Source organism: Lysinibacillus sp. NPDC047702, from assembly GCF_050272555.1.
GTDB lineage: Bacteria > Bacillota > Bacilli > Bacillales_A > Planococcaceae > Lysinibacillus.
Map to the genome: position 1 here is coordinate 42,153 of NZ_JBNNMG010000010.1, position 14,059 is coordinate 56,211.

At 35.6% G+C, this 14,059-nt stretch carries 16 protein-coding genes and 1 riboswitch; of the genes, 1 reads left to right on the plus strand and 15 read right to left on the minus strand.

Translation table 11 applies throughout. From position 1 onward, the window contains the following. Positions 1-44 precede the first annotated feature (44 nt). The 14 genes from gcvPB to ACQKIM_RS07600 form a co-directional block, all read right to left on the minus strand. Positions 45-1,508, minus strand: coding sequence for an aminomethyl-transferring glycine dehydrogenase subunit GcvPB (gene gcvPB, locus ACQKIM_RS07535; RefSeq protein WP_427541388.1), 1,464 nt, complete (start codon positions 1,506-1,508; stop codon positions 45-47). Continuing rightward, positions 1,501-2,847, minus strand: a complete 1,347-nt coding sequence (gene gcvPA / locus ACQKIM_RS07540; RefSeq protein ID WP_427541391.1) for an aminomethyl-transferring glycine dehydrogenase subunit GcvPA — start codon at positions 2,845-2,847, stop codon at positions 1,501-1,503. The genes gcvPB and gcvPA overlap by 8 nt, the downstream gene beginning before the upstream one ends. 25 nt (positions 2,848-2,872) lie before the next feature. Then, positions 2,873-3,976: a glycine cleavage system aminomethyltransferase GcvT gene (gcvT, locus tag ACQKIM_RS07545; RefSeq protein ID WP_427541394.1), complete on the minus strand. Its 1,104-nt coding sequence runs from the start codon at positions 3,974-3,976 to the stop codon at positions 2,873-2,875. Positions 3,977-4,233: 257 nt separating this feature from the next. Next, positions 4,234-4,326: riboswitch (glycine riboswitch) on the minus strand. 144 nt (positions 4,327-4,470) lie between these two features. Beyond that, positions 4,471-4,986 (minus strand): shikimate kinase, encoded by a 516-nt coding sequence (locus tag ACQKIM_RS07550; RefSeq protein WP_427541397.1) that lies wholly within the window; start codon positions 4,984-4,986, stop codon positions 4,471-4,473. Between the two features lie 19 nt (positions 4,987-5,005). Continuing rightward, complete coding sequence (locus ACQKIM_RS07555; protein WP_427541400.1) at positions 5,006-5,206, minus strand: hypothetical protein; 201 nt, start codon at positions 5,204-5,206, stop codon at positions 5,006-5,008. Continuing rightward, positions 5,184-5,609, minus strand: a complete 426-nt coding sequence (gene comGF / locus ACQKIM_RS07560; protein ID WP_427541402.1) for a competence type IV pilus minor pilin ComGF — start codon at positions 5,607-5,609, stop codon at positions 5,184-5,186. Before comGF ends, ACQKIM_RS07555 begins: the two co-directional genes overlap by 23 nt. Next, the gene (locus tag ACQKIM_RS07565; RefSeq protein ID WP_427541405.1) at positions 5,602-5,919 is read right to left on the minus strand and encodes a hypothetical protein; all 318 of its coding nucleotides are present in this window, start codon (positions 5,917-5,919) and stop codon (positions 5,602-5,604) included. The genes comGF and ACQKIM_RS07565 overlap by 8 nt, the downstream gene beginning before the upstream one ends. Further along, positions 5,912-6,352 carry a competence type IV pilus minor pilin ComGD gene (gene comGD, locus ACQKIM_RS07570; RefSeq protein ID WP_427541408.1) on the minus strand — a complete coding sequence of 147 codons (441 nt, stop codon included), beginning with the start codon at positions 6,350-6,352 and terminating at the stop codon, positions 5,912-5,914. The genes ACQKIM_RS07565 and comGD overlap by 8 nt, the downstream gene beginning before the upstream one ends. Before the next feature lie 2 nt (positions 6,353-6,354). Next, positions 6,355-6,693, minus strand: a complete 339-nt coding sequence (locus ACQKIM_RS07575; RefSeq protein ID WP_427541668.1) for a competence type IV pilus major pilin ComGC — start codon at positions 6,691-6,693, stop codon at positions 6,355-6,357. 160 nt (positions 6,694-6,853) lie between these two features. Beyond that, positions 6,854-7,246 (minus strand): ribonuclease toxin immunity protein CdiI, encoded by a 393-nt coding sequence (gene cdiI, locus ACQKIM_RS07580; RefSeq protein ID WP_427541411.1) that lies wholly within the window; start codon positions 7,244-7,246, stop codon positions 6,854-6,856. A gap of 22 nt (positions 7,247-7,268) precedes the next feature. Then, positions 7,269-9,572, minus strand: coding sequence for a hypothetical protein (locus tag ACQKIM_RS07585; protein ID WP_427541414.1), 2,304 nt, complete (start codon positions 9,570-9,572; stop codon positions 7,269-7,271). Between the two features lie 189 nt (positions 9,573-9,761). Beyond that, a complete protein-coding gene (locus tag ACQKIM_RS07590; RefSeq protein WP_427541417.1) occupies positions 9,762-10,262 on the minus strand; it encodes a hypothetical protein in 501 nt (166 codons plus the stop codon). A gap of 4 nt (positions 10,263-10,266) precedes the next feature. Next, the gene (locus ACQKIM_RS07595; protein WP_427541420.1) at positions 10,267-11,133 is read right to left on the minus strand and encodes an SH3 domain-containing protein; all 867 of its coding nucleotides are present in this window, start codon (positions 11,131-11,133) and stop codon (positions 10,267-10,269) included. Between the two features lie 757 nt (positions 11,134-11,890). Beyond that, positions 11,891-12,343: a hypothetical protein gene (locus ACQKIM_RS07600; RefSeq protein WP_427541423.1), complete on the minus strand. Its 453-nt coding sequence runs from the start codon at positions 12,341-12,343 to the stop codon at positions 11,891-11,893. A 343-nt stretch (positions 12,344-12,686) separates the two neighbouring features. Between ACQKIM_RS07600 and ACQKIM_RS07605 the strand changes: the two genes are divergently transcribed. Next, entirely contained in the window at positions 12,687-12,818 is a 132-nt protein-coding gene (locus ACQKIM_RS07605; RefSeq protein ID WP_427541425.1) for a hypothetical protein, read from the plus strand. Between the two features lie 63 nt (positions 12,819-12,881). On the opposite strand, the gene ACQKIM_RS07610 is transcribed toward ACQKIM_RS07605, so the two are convergent. Continuing rightward, complete coding sequence (locus ACQKIM_RS07610; RefSeq protein WP_427541428.1) at positions 12,882-13,913, minus strand: Ig-like domain-containing protein; 1,032 nt, start codon at positions 13,911-13,913, stop codon at positions 12,882-12,884. Positions 13,914-14,059 lie beyond the last annotated feature (146 nt).

The following is a 14,059-nucleotide window of genomic DNA, read 5'->3' on the forward strand; positions in this document are numbered from 1 at the left end:
AAAAGCGTCCAATAAGTACGAATACTGATTGGACGCTTTTAGTTCTATGCTTTTTGATAACGAAGCACTGGTGTACGAGCAGCACGTGTTTCGTCTAAACGAGATACGACTGTTGTATGTGGTGCTTCTTGAACGATGGATGGGTTTTCTTCTGCTTCTTTGGCAATTTGAATCATCACATCGCAGAATGCATCTAATGTTTCTTTTGATTCTGTTTCTGTTGGCTCAATCATTAACGCCTCTTCCACATTTAATGGGAAGTATGTTGTTGGTGGATGGTAGCCAAAGTCTAGCAGACGTTTTGCGATATCTAATGTACGAACGCCAAGTTTCTTTTGACGACGACCTGATAATACAAACTCATGTTTACAATGACGGTTATATGGCAGATCAAAGAATGGCTCTAAACGGCGCATCATGTAGTTTGCGTTTAATACTGCATATTCTGTAACAGCTTTTAAGCCATCTGGACCCATTGTACGGATATAAGTGTATGCACGTACGTTGATACCAAAGTTACCATAGTAAGGTTTCACACGTCCAATTGATTGTGGACGCTCGTAATCGAAGTGATATGTTCCTTTCTCTGTTCTTACTAAAACTGGCTTTGGTAAGAATGGAATTAAATCCGCTTTTACACCTACTGGACCTGAACCTGGACCACCACCACCGTGTGGACCTGTAAATGTTTTGTGCAGATTTAAATGTACGCAGTCGAAGCCCATATCGCCAGGACGTGCTTTACTCATAACCGCATTTAGGTTCGCACCATCATAGTACACTTTACCACCTACAGAGTGGATAAGCTCTGCCATTTCGATAATGTTTTCTTCAAATAGACCTAGTGTATTAGGGTTTGTTAACATTAAGGCAGCTGTGTCAGAACCTACTACTTTGCGAAGGTCTTCAATATCAACTAAGCCATTTTCATCTGATTTAACAGTGATTGTTTCAAAGCCTGCAACAGTTGCTGATGCTGGGTTTGTACCATGAGCTGAGTCAGGAACAATCACTTTATTACGATGACCCTCGCCATTTGCCTCATGGAACGCACGAATCATCATTAATGCTGTCCATTCACCATGTGCACCAGCTGCTGGTTGCAATGTTACTTCATCCATTCCTGTAATTTCTACTAAAGAAGTTTGAAGATCATAGAGAAGCTCCATCGCCCCTTGTGCTGTTGATTCATCCTGTAATGGGTGAACATTGGCAAAGCCTGAAAGACGTGCAACCGCTTCGTTAATTTTTGGATTATATTTCATCGTACATGAGCCGAGTGGATAGAAGCCAGAGTCTACCCCATGGTTTCGACGAGAAAGTGCAGTGTAATGACGCATAATATCAAGCTCAGACACCTCAGGTAATTCTGCCGCCTCAGCACGTACTAGCTTTGCAGGTAATAAATCTGCAAGGTCAACCTCAGGTACATCCAGTGCTTCTAAGCTATAGCCAACGCGACCTTCTTTTGAAATTTCAAAAATGAGTGATTGATTTTCGTTATGCATTAAGAGCCCCCATTTCTGCAACAAGTGCATCAATTTCTTCTTTTGTGCGTAATTCAGTAACTGCAATCAGCACATGATGTTTAAGAGAGTCATAATTTTGACCTAAAGGATATCCACCGATTATACCCTTTTCGATTAAGCCTTTATTGATTTCTTTCACACAATTATTGGTTTTCACAACGATTTCGTTAAAGTGTGCACCTTGGAATGCTACTGTAAAGCCTGCTGCTTCAAAGGCATTTTTCGCATAACGTGTTTTCGCAATATTTTGTGTAGCCATTTCGCGAATACCTTGTTTACCTAGAGCTGTCATTGCTACAGAAGCTGCAAGTGCAAGAAGTGCTTGGTTCGAACAAATATTAGATGTTGCTTTATCACGACGGATATGCTGTTCACGCGCTTGTAGTGTTAATACATAGCCACGACGACCTTCGCCATCCACTGTTTCACCAATCAGACGGCCTGGAACCTTACGCATCAATTTATTTGTTACTGCAAAGAAACCGCAGTGTGGACCACCGTATGCTTCAGAAATTCCGAAAACTTGTGCATCACCTACACAAATATCAGCTCCTAGCTTACCAGGAGGTGTTAAAATACCTAATGCAAGCGGGTTAGAAGACACAACGAATAAGCTCTTTGCTTCATGTACAATATCTCCAATTACTTGAATGTCCTCCACTTGACCAAAGAAGTTTGGATATTGAGCAATAACTGCTGCCGTGTTGTCGTCAATTAACGCTTTTAATGCGTCAACATCTGTTACACCATCTTTATGTGGAACTGTCACGATTTCAATGGATTGACCATAGGCATATGTAGCCACAACATCGCGGTATTCAGGGTGCACGGTTTCAGATACTAAAATTTTCTTACGACGCGTATGACCAGCAGCTAGCATACCTGCCTCTGCTAATGCTGTACCACCATCGTACATAGAAGAGTTAGCAAGATCCATACCAGTAATCTCTGCAATCATCGTTTGGAATTCGAAAATAGCTTGTAGCTCCCCTTGTGAAATCTCTGGTTGGTATGGTGTGTAAGCTGTATAGAATTCAGAGCGAGAAATGACATGGTCCACGATTACTGGTTTATAGTGGTTATAAACGCCTGCACCTAAAAATGATACATTGGCATTTGTGTCCTTATTTTTGGCAGCTAGTGCTGTTAATTCTTTTAATAAAGCAGATTCTGATTTTGCTTCCTTAATGTCGTAAAGGCCTTTAAAACGAACTTTCTCAGGAATATCCTCGAATAATTCATCTACTGAGGATACACCGATTACGTCTAACATTTCTTTTTGATCTTGCTCCGTCATTGGTAAATAACGATGTTTCATAAATGTAGGTCCCTCTTTTCAACTATTATTTTGAACGCTTGTAAAACGGTGTTTCAACTGTTATTACCTTTAAGTGCTTACCACGGATTTCGATTTCTAACTCAGTTCCGATTGTTGCGAATTGGCTGTCAATTAATGCGTGACCAACATTACGTTTAGAGGAAGGAAGCTGTGTACCAGTTGTCACTTCACCGATTTCCTGACCATCCTTAAATACTTTGTAGCCATGACGAGGAATCCCTTTATCAATCATTTCAATTCCTACTAGTTTGCGTGGAAGACCATTTTCCTTCTGAGCTACTAATACATCATGACCGATAAAGTCCTCTTTATTTAATTTCACAGCAAAGCCAATACCAGCCTCAAGTGGAGAAATCGTTGCTGATAACTCTTGTCCGTATAGTGGAAGACCTGCTTCGAAGCGAAGTGTATCGCGGCAGCCTAGACCTGCAGGAACAACACCCTTGTCTTGACCAGCCTCTAAAACTTTACCCCATAAAGCTTTAATATCTTCTGGAGCGCCATATAATTCAAAGCCATCTTCACCTGTATAGCCGCTACGAGAAACTAATGCTTTATGTCCTGCAATCTCTACATCCTCTTGGAAGCGGAAATATTTGATGGCACTAATATCAGTCGCTGTTAAAGATTGAAGAACCTCTTCTGCTAAAGGACCTTGTAGAGCAATTTGTGCATAAGCTTCTGATTGATTGTCAATTGTCACATCATATTGATGTTGATTTTCCATCATCCAATCATAGTCTTTTTCAATATTTGCTGCATTGACGCATAATAAATAGTGATTGTCTGCTAATTTATACGTTAATAAATCATCGACAACGCCACCATCCTCATAGCACATAGCATTGTATTGCGCTTGACCTACAGTAATTTTCGAAATATCATTTGATAAAAGATTTTGTAAAAATTCAAGTGCCTCAGGGCCAGTTACTAAAATTTCACCCATATGCGATACATCAAATAAGCCTGCACGATTACGTACTGCATCATGCTCTTCTTTAATAGAAGAGAATTGAACTGGTAATTCCCATCCACCAAAGTCAACTGTTTTAGCACCGTATTTCGCGTATTCTTCAAATAGAGGTGTACGTTTTAATTCTTTCGTCATTCTTTTTTGCCCCCTTATTGTTAGTTACATTATACCTGGTAGTAGTTCGTCTGCTTTTTGTATGAATACAGCCCATGCTTGCCTTCATTAAACAAGTATACAAAGACATAAAAAAAGACAGACGAACCCCTTTTTCGGGATTCTCTGTCCTTGCACCTGAAAGTTACACCAGACTGGCTCGCATTTCTTCCCTGCCAATCAGCCGGCTTTCCCCTTTGGTGGCTGTTATTGTTATACTACAGCTCTCTCCAGAGTTGCGTCTTGTACGAGTCCTTTTACCTGAGAGATTCATAGCCCTTTGCTACTTGCTCCTTCGGCGGCGTCTACACGCGCTCTCCCCGCACAATCATCCGCCCAAGATTCATCTTGGTACTATTTAGTATTCAATGAACATTTAGTTACTTATTTGTCTATATCCTAACATTAAATATATTGAAAAGGCAAACATTTTTTAAACTATAATAAATAACGAACATTATAGTTTTATTTACATATCATCGTTCGCCTTTTAGCCTTTTAACTTGGAATACTAAATACTCAAGAATTTGGCGGATGGTTCTGCCCTCTGTTAACACTTGAATATGTCCTGCATCACGATAAAATCTTCTTCTGTAATGATACAGCTTCTCTAGCTCTTCTTTCGTTGAGCTTTGCACAATCGGTCGGTTTTGATCATGCTGTATTCGTTTATAAATATCTTCGAATGTCGCATCTAAAAAAAACACAAGTCCACTGCGTCTCATTATTTTCCTGTTTTCAGCATTGACGGCAACGCCACCACCAGTTGAAATAATACAAGCTTCATCACGGAAATTTTCCAAAAATTCTGTTTCTATTTCCCGAAACCGTGCCTCTCCGTATTTTTCAAAAATCTGAGGAATTGTCATACCCTGCTGTCTCACAATTTCATGATCCATATCATAATAGGGCATCTTTAACAAATAGCTTAAACGTCTTCCTAACGCACTTTTCCCGCAGCCCATAAAGCCAACTAAATATATTTTTCGCATTCGAATCACCTTCTTATAACTACGATTCTACACTGTCTGACAAAATTTGTCCTAATAAATTTATCGTAGCGCGAACATTCAATTTTTCAAGCGAATCATATGTTCGATACTGAATTTCATAAGACGTACAATACGTAAGAACAAAAGTAGTTACAAAAAATAATAATGCAATTGCGATTAAAAAAATAGCCCCTCTGTCATTTTTCAATAATTGGTACATAGAAGGTTCGCTCCTTTTGGATACCGCTTGGAAATTCAATAGCTACAGTGACCCTATTATTTTCATATTGAAATTGACATTTGTTAATACCAATTAACATCGGTACATGCCCTCCATTTACTTGGTCACGAATTAAATTATTATAGCAATCAATATTATGGATCGTATTCGCTGATTCAAAGGTTATTCTCTTTTGGTTCTGTCGAATCGTAAAAAAAGTAATATTTTCAAAATAACTATTCAAATCGTAAACAAATAGCTCCCACTTTGATTGTTCATCAGATAATACCGTCGTTTTCATCTCGCCATACCAAAGCATAATTAAGACAACGAGCTGCGCAACAAGTACAAACACGACTAATTGAAATAATGCTTCAAGCAATGTATAACCTCTCTCATTCATTGACTTCACCTGTCAGCTGTATACACTTTTTACGTATTTCTCGTGTATTTTGAAAGGTTACACATATTTCCTGTTCCACAAAAATCCAGTAGAAATCTACATTTTCGATTGTTTTTGAGCCTTCCTGTTGTCCTGAATGCAAATATTGCTTTAATCCCTCATAGGCTGTTTCTGCTGCAATAACCTCTAGCTTTTTGTTAGAGAGTTTTGTTTTCATTGTATTGCTGATTGGTAATAATGACGTGCATAGTAACATAAGGATGCCAATGGATAAAATCGTTTCTACAAATGAATAGCCTGATTCATTCAACTCTAGCTCTTCCTCGTCCAAGCGTAATCACAACTCTTTTAATACCTTTGGGGGTTTTAAATGTTACAGTTCCCGCAGTCATGACATTGCCACTATAGTTATACATAATTGTTTGCACAGAACTCGAAGCAGGCATTAATTCAACCCCTTTCGGAAAAGGTCTGTCATATAAATGGGTATAAAAATCTTTTTTGATAATATAGCGCTTTGTCGAGCTTTCGAACTTCATCGAGATATACTCTCTTTGATGCATACTATAAGTTTGAATATATTGAATATCCAATTGTACCTGTGTAAAAAAACGCTCAAGCTCTTTTATTTCTGCTTGCTTTAATGAGTATTTCATGACAATCGCAGTTAAACACATCACAAAAAATAACACAATTAACATTTCAATCAACGTATAACCGTGATCATTATTTACTCTGTTCACATTCATCCGCCGCTTGAGTCCGTTCCTGAAGAGGCATTTGCCAATTTAACCTCCCCCTCATTCGTAATCATAATTTCTTCCTTATTTGGACAGCTCGTTTCATTTTCCTTCAAATACCCCTTTGCTACCAAATCCTCGACAGTTGGATAAGCCATAAAATCCACCCGATACGCTTCTACCTGCCCTTGTACCATGCTTATATATGCTTTACAGCCCTTCTCATCAATTGTGGCAAAATGCTTCGTAACATTAGGAATTGTGATTAAAATTAATATAGAGATTATACAAAATTTTCTTTCAAAACATCTCAATGAATGTTTAGTAATTTCATTGATAAAAATATTAGTTTTCTTCTATTTAACTATCGTTATCTTTAAACACAACTAAGACCACCCATCATGAGGTGGTCTTTTCCCATTTCCAGCCAAATTAAATAAATACCAGTTATAATTATGAGTTAAATATTTCATTATGCATCTTATCTATATGTTCACCCTTTACTTACCTCTTTGTTTCAATTCCTAACCTCTCCTTGATTTGAGCTAAGCTTCTCTCAACAACTACATTATTCTGGGGATATATAGCTAGGTACTCATGGGCTACTTTGAGTAAATATTCGAAAAACATCTCATACTCCACAATTGAATATACTTCTGTGCTAGTTACTGGTGGTGTTGTGGTAAAGTTCACTCCAGTATCCCCAAAGTACTCCTCATCATTCGGAGTGCATTCAGTAGCAAAGTAACAGCTAGTATAACCAATACCAAATCCTTTTCCCTGTTCAAATTCATTTAGCGCTTCTAAAAAATAGCCATAACCTAGAGTACTGTAGTATGCCTCCATATTATTAATCTTTTCTTGTGTATCTTTTACATAATAAATCTCATCATCCATATTTATTAAACCTACCTTTTAATCATTGTTTCGGGATTACAGGGAAGAAATTACTTATTTCTCCTGTGACTTTATCCTGATAACCTATAAATTGCAGTTTTTTACCATTGACTTCAGCATATCCGATAATTTCGTCAGAAATAGCATTTGATCGAGAATCAATTCTTACTCTCTTACTTCGAATACCTTCTTCCATGGCTTCTCTGCCCAACTTTAACATCTGTTCATCAGGGAATAGTTTTGGATCATAGACAGTTTTGGGATTCTTATACTCTTTCCACTGGCCAGTAAAGTTGCCTTTTCCTCCATTTTCTGAGCTCAATCCATCATAAACAGGGAGCTTATATTTAACCTCATAAATGCCTGAAATATCGGGATGAGGCATTTTAGTTACAGCTTGATTAATATCCTTAACCTGATCACCAAAGTTGTCAAAAATAAACTTTTCAAAATTTTCGAGATTGTGGCCACCTTTTATTCCAATAGTCGGTTTAGCTTTAAAACCCTCTACTTCTATCAAATGTTTATCATATCCTGTTCTATATTTAATTGTAACCTCATCAGTTTCCTCTTCTCCTGGCTCCTCACCAACATCTTCACCAAGCTTAACTGATATTAATTTCTCTTTATCCCACACAGATTCAACTTTCAATTCATCATTAGGACCTGTAAGGACTGACGTTCTGACTACTCGACCATTATCCAGTGTCTCTCGAATACTAGAAGGATCATCGAAAGCATTAGATAAATTATCAAGAACAAGTTTCTTGCCTTTTGCATCGTCAAAAATGCCAATGCTATTTAGCTGCAGTTCCATAGCAAGAGAACGATCTATATGATTTTTATTACCCGTTGCATTCCCGAAAATGAACTCCAATTTTGAACCAAAGTAAGGTACGCCCTCACACTGTCCTGAATCCACTTCCATATCATCCGACTCATTACAGCTTGGATTGTTTGGTTCTGTTGGTTTTTCAGGTTCAGGTTCTTTTTCATCTTTATCCTTTACAGAAACATCTTCTCCAACTGCTATATCTTCACCAGTCTTTCTAACTTTCCAACCTGTAGAAGACTGATCAGACGGATAAACGTCCTTATTTTGATACGTGAATTTATAACTGTCAATTCCTTTTAATTTTACTTTACCATCGGTATCTTTAATCTTGTCAGTACCTGTTTGGGTACCATAATCAGTTTTTACTTTCGGAGGCGGTAACTTAATATTTACCGAATCATCAAATTTAAAATTGGCACTTGGGTTAGTAGCCATCATAGCAAGCAAAGTATTCATTCTTGCGTTAACTGATGTATCTGCAAGTTTAGGATTCCAAAAATCTCGCAAGTATTTTCTGGCTTCTGCCATAGCAAAGTTTTGAGGTGCCTCGTTATCATTATTTATAATTTTATAAGGTGTAGTACCACGCCAAATATCTGGAGCAACACCCAAACTACTTGATCCGGAACCAGGGAAATACAAAGACGATGCTCCCCTAGCTTTAGCTAAATAATAGCCATTATCAGATCGTATAAATTCAGTACCAACAGAAAAAACAGGAATAACAGAAAATGCTGTAGACCCAGATACATCATATCTATCGCCACTATAATTGTTATAACTATAACCTAAAGTCACATTAGGTTTTAATAATATAGTAAATTCAAAATTTACATTAAACGAAAAAACATCAGTAACATTAACATCAACAGATTCTACGTGTTTACTAAAATCTAATTGTTCTAAAGTTCCCGTAGATGGAGGTTCAAACACTGGTTTTAATAACCCTGCATTAATCAATGCTTCTTGAGCGACTTCATTAATCAAGCCCTCAGATTCGGGATCTAATAAGCTATCAAAAAATGCTACTAAACCATTAGCCAAAAAAACTGGTATAAAAAAATCTAAAAACTTTTGCCACTTATAGCTTGTATATGTTTTTTGTTCTATGACACCTTCTAGTGCACCTCTTAACTGGTTTTTATCAGCTGCAGTAAAATCACGCTTTACTTGTGCTAGTTTTTCTGGAGGGCAATCCTTCAGCTCTTTAACCTTTTTATCCAAACAAACAGGCGCAAAGCCCGCATCTACTTTTGCAACAGCTGAATCAATAATCTCATCAATCAAATAATTTTGCACAATCTGTTCAGCCATTCCGACAGCAACATGTTCAGCTAAATCCTTAAGAGTCTTTTTCGCTGTGATTTCAATCGGTTTAGTTACAAAGTTTGCATGTGCCTTAGATGATCCAAAAATATCAATACTTGATGTAAATAAAAGAAGCACTACCATTGAACAAATTAGTGTTTTCTTAAAAAACTTATGTATCATTTTCACTTCTCCTTTTTATCTATAAATATTTTCATATACCAAATCTACCATATAAATACTTTTCGAGAAATATAATCTAAGAAGAAATACCTTTCTCAATGTAATCCGAATTGCTTACTTAAATAAATTAATCAAAATAAGAATATACAAAAGGACCACTCATCAAGAAGTAGTCCCTTCGTATATTTATTAATTTTTAACTGACTTATCTTTTTGTTTACTATCTATGAATTGTAAAAAGGCTATGAAGAACATCATTGCGAAAGAACCTATCGCAATTAATACACTTCCATATGAAAGCATTTCGTCTGCTTTTTTCCATCCTTCTATAACACAAAATAAACCCATGACAAAAGCAAACATACCTACATTAGCAGATACACTTGTTAAAAGCTTTTCTACCCAATCTTTCTTCTTTGCAAAGGTTAAATGTGCAACGTATGACGATAAATATACTACAGCTATTACAGTTATATAGGCTAAAAACTTAAAATCCCTTAATTGATCTGATACGCTAAGTAATATTACCGAATTTATAAAAAGATTTATTAATATCTCAAAGAAAAAATCAATCCCTCTTGTAAATTTTAATCTTTTGAAATCGAATTTTAAAATTGCATTGATTCCCAATCCTATTATGGCACTAAATAGGACACCTGCTAAACTTCCCAAAATTAAGTCATTACTCATTTAACTATCTCTCACAAGCCCATCCATCTTTATCACGATCATGTTTCGAATCATAAGCTGGATGACCAGCACCTACTCCGTTTGGATAATCTTTTCGTAATTCCGTACAGTTTTTATAGTACGATTTACCACTGTTACTACTGCTTGAAGAATTAGAATTTGTTGTATTACTTGGTTTACTATTTGTCGTTGCATTCGGATTTTTAGTACTTAAATAGGAATCTACTACATAGCCCTCATAAGAAGAAGTTGAAATATATGACCACCCAGCGATTGTAGAATGAACGGATACAGCTTCATTTTTATAAAGTTCTCCTACGTTAGCTCCTGATGGACTTGCTATATTTCTCACAACAAGATTTGATACTACGTATTTAGTTGTTGGTTTTGAAGTGCTCATAAAGTTAGTCGCTGCATAACCAATTACATTACCGTACTGTACAAATGACCAACCGTCTCCAACTGAGCCGAAGTCTTTTACAACCATTTTATTTTGCAATGTTGCAACTGTTTTTGCTTTTAATGAAGGCATTTCTTTGACAACTAGTCCATTTTTTGAACTTGCTATTTTAATAGTATACTTTGCATCTTCAAGGACAGAATCAGAAATATACCCATCTATGATTTTAGATTCGCTATTTAGATAGATTATACGTGAAAAGCCATTTTGATCTTTGCTGATTAATGTAACGAAAGTTCCTTTTTCTACAGTTCCTAACACCTTAGAGTTAGTATCTGGTTTTTCATATACAGTAGAAGAAGAATTTACGATTTTAACTTCTTTAAAATTATTTGCATTAGCTATATCAAAATTGAATGAAAATGCTAATAACAGTGTCATCATTAATATTACGAGTGTTTTAAGTTTCATGTTTTAATCTCCTTGAATGTTTTTAGTGGCTATTTTCCAAAAGCCTAACTGTTCCGTCACGATCAATTTATTTGTCGTAGGGAATCAATTGGTACATCTTTAAATTTTGTAACACGTTGTTTCCCTTAGTTTTTATTGTTAAAGCAAATGCAATTACTAGAATAAGGATCACATGTGTTAGTAAGATTTTACCTCCTTCAAAATTATTATACATAATTAGCATTAAATTGGTATAAATGTATCAATTTTCTCAAAATAAAAAGGGTATTTATATAGAGAAAATAATGGAGGAAACCCAAGAAGTACACTTAAAAAACTATTCTAGAACAAATAAATAGCCCAGTCTCTATATTAATTGAGAGCCTGGGCTTTTGTGTATAGTTGAGGAATGGTGCATCTTAATCCTTTGTGCAGAAGGGAAAAGTTGCACCTGAATTATTATATCAATTTAAGTATTCAGTAAATATCCAACAAATGGTTTAAAAAGAAATATAATCACATAGCATTGGATAATATACATTTTTAACTAATATTATCCAATTAATTAAAAATCTTTAATTACACTAACCTGTTCCCACTTCTATTATTACTAACTTAAAAATACAAAAGATTAAGACCACCCATCACGGAGTGGTCTTTTATAAATTATTTAATTAAAGCACCCGTTAGCCATCCATGAAGCCCCAAAATAAGCACCTCACCACAGCAAATGAAAGATGATTAAGTTCTTTCATGGGAGTTTAAGTACAAACTTTCTTCACATTCTTTTCTTTATATAAAATGAGCAAAATCCTGAAACACAGAGGAAGGCTATAAACGTCCAGAAGTTAAAAAATAAATGATTAGAAAAAGGATTTAAGTAGGATATTTCGTATTCAAAATATGGATTGATTTCATTTCTAAATGAAACGATTCGGTAAATCGTCATTCCCAAAATCAGCACAAACAACCCTGAATAACAGGCTTGAAATAGTCTCCTATTCACTGAAAAACGTTCATGTAACTTTTCAAAAACAAACATCATTGCAAAGAAAAAATAAAGAATAATTAACATCGGAAACATAACAAACATTAAACCTGGGTTTCCATTTCCTCCAACAAAATTGTCACCTGTGGGGTCGAATGAAGAAGTAGTCATATTAGTGAATGCAAAACCGACAACACTTACAATTCCCGAGATAACAACACTTAGCCAAAAAAGAAAACGCATTATACTCCTCCTCAACAAGCTTACTTTGTTTTGTATTAATAATACCTTAAATAAAATTCGTTTGGTTAAATTTTTCCATTCACCATTCCAGCCAATTATCTAACGATGGTTCATCATGCACTATTAATTGTGAAGGGCTATCACGTTCCTTTAACCAGTTATAGAAAGCTACTGGACGTTCTTTATATGGTGTTTCTTCTATAATAAGACGATTTATTCAACTTTCTATTAGAACGTTCTACATCCATTCTATACGCCCCTACAAATACGGCTCTTTTGATATTTCAAGCAAATTTCAATATTATTAATGTTGGAGATAAGAAACATAAAAGAGGATAATTAAATGAACAGATTAGAACAAACAACTCAAGAATTACTGGAAGCTGGTTATACGCTCGAGGAAATTAAAGCAGCTTTTGAGGAAGTAATTGAACAGGCTAAACAGTCCAATACGGAACGTGGAACAGATATCTAAAAAGGTTGTCTGTTTTACACACTAAAAGACTAGTCGCAAAGTGCAACTAGTCTTAAATTCTAATTATTTATACTCATCAACTGTAAAACTAACAATTTTATCGTACATAATGTATTCTGTTCTTGAAACTATATTTCCTGTTGATACATTCAATTTAAATTTATAGTAAGGTTTTCCCTGTCCGACCTCACGACCATCTAACCAATTCATAAATTGCTCTATTTCTGTTATAGATAAATCGTACTCGTGGATATCTTTAGTCGTCGTTGTAAGTCTTAAAATTGCTCTATTTGCATCGATTTCTGCTTCTTTTACTGTAACCTCTGCTGTAGATGATAAGTTGCTTCCATCAGTTGTTGTTGCAGTAATTGTCACATTACCAGCTTTCTTTCCAATCACATTTCCATTGCTATCGACAGAAGCAATTTCTGGATCACTGCTTGTCCATTGAATTACTTTATTGGTTGCATTTTCCGGAAGAATGGTTGTTACTAATACTTCACTTGAACCAACAACTAAATTCAGGGCTTCTTTGTTCAAATCAAGTGATTCAATAATTGTTTCATTGGAATTAATTAGCTGACCAGTTTCATCAATATCTATAGCATCTAAATTTATTCCTTTATCTGTAGAACTAGGGTCTAGGAGTATCTTAACTCTATGAATAGAATTAGTTAGACCACTGACCTCTGCCACTAATGCTTGGAATACGTCGGATGTTGGTGACTTCTCGCTGAATGTAGTTTTCAGTTCATCATCAATATATAAGTTTATTTTCTCTCCATAGTAAACTCCATTATAATATCTAGCTATCAGCCTCAATTTTGTTCCATAAAAAGTAAATTCTATTGGTTTATTTGTTCCATCTGCTATCCATGAAAAGCTTCCACCGTAAGCAGGAGATTGAACCGATGTTTCGTATTCTTTTTTGACTATTAAGGTACTACTATCATCATATCTCTTCCAACCTTCTTCTGGTTGTAGTAATTGTTGTCCTATTGACGCTGTTGCTGCCTCTGCCTTGCTTTCATAAAACGTATCTAATGAAAAACTAAATAAAATAATTCCCATTAACAAGCCTAAAAATTTTTTCATAATTCTCCTCCTAATGTCTTAGTCTAATAAAATTATGCAAGGAAATTCGACACAATACTACTACATTCGTTCAACAAATAAATACATAATTATACAAATTACGATATTTTCATACGAAACAATTCAATAATAAAATAGGCAATGAT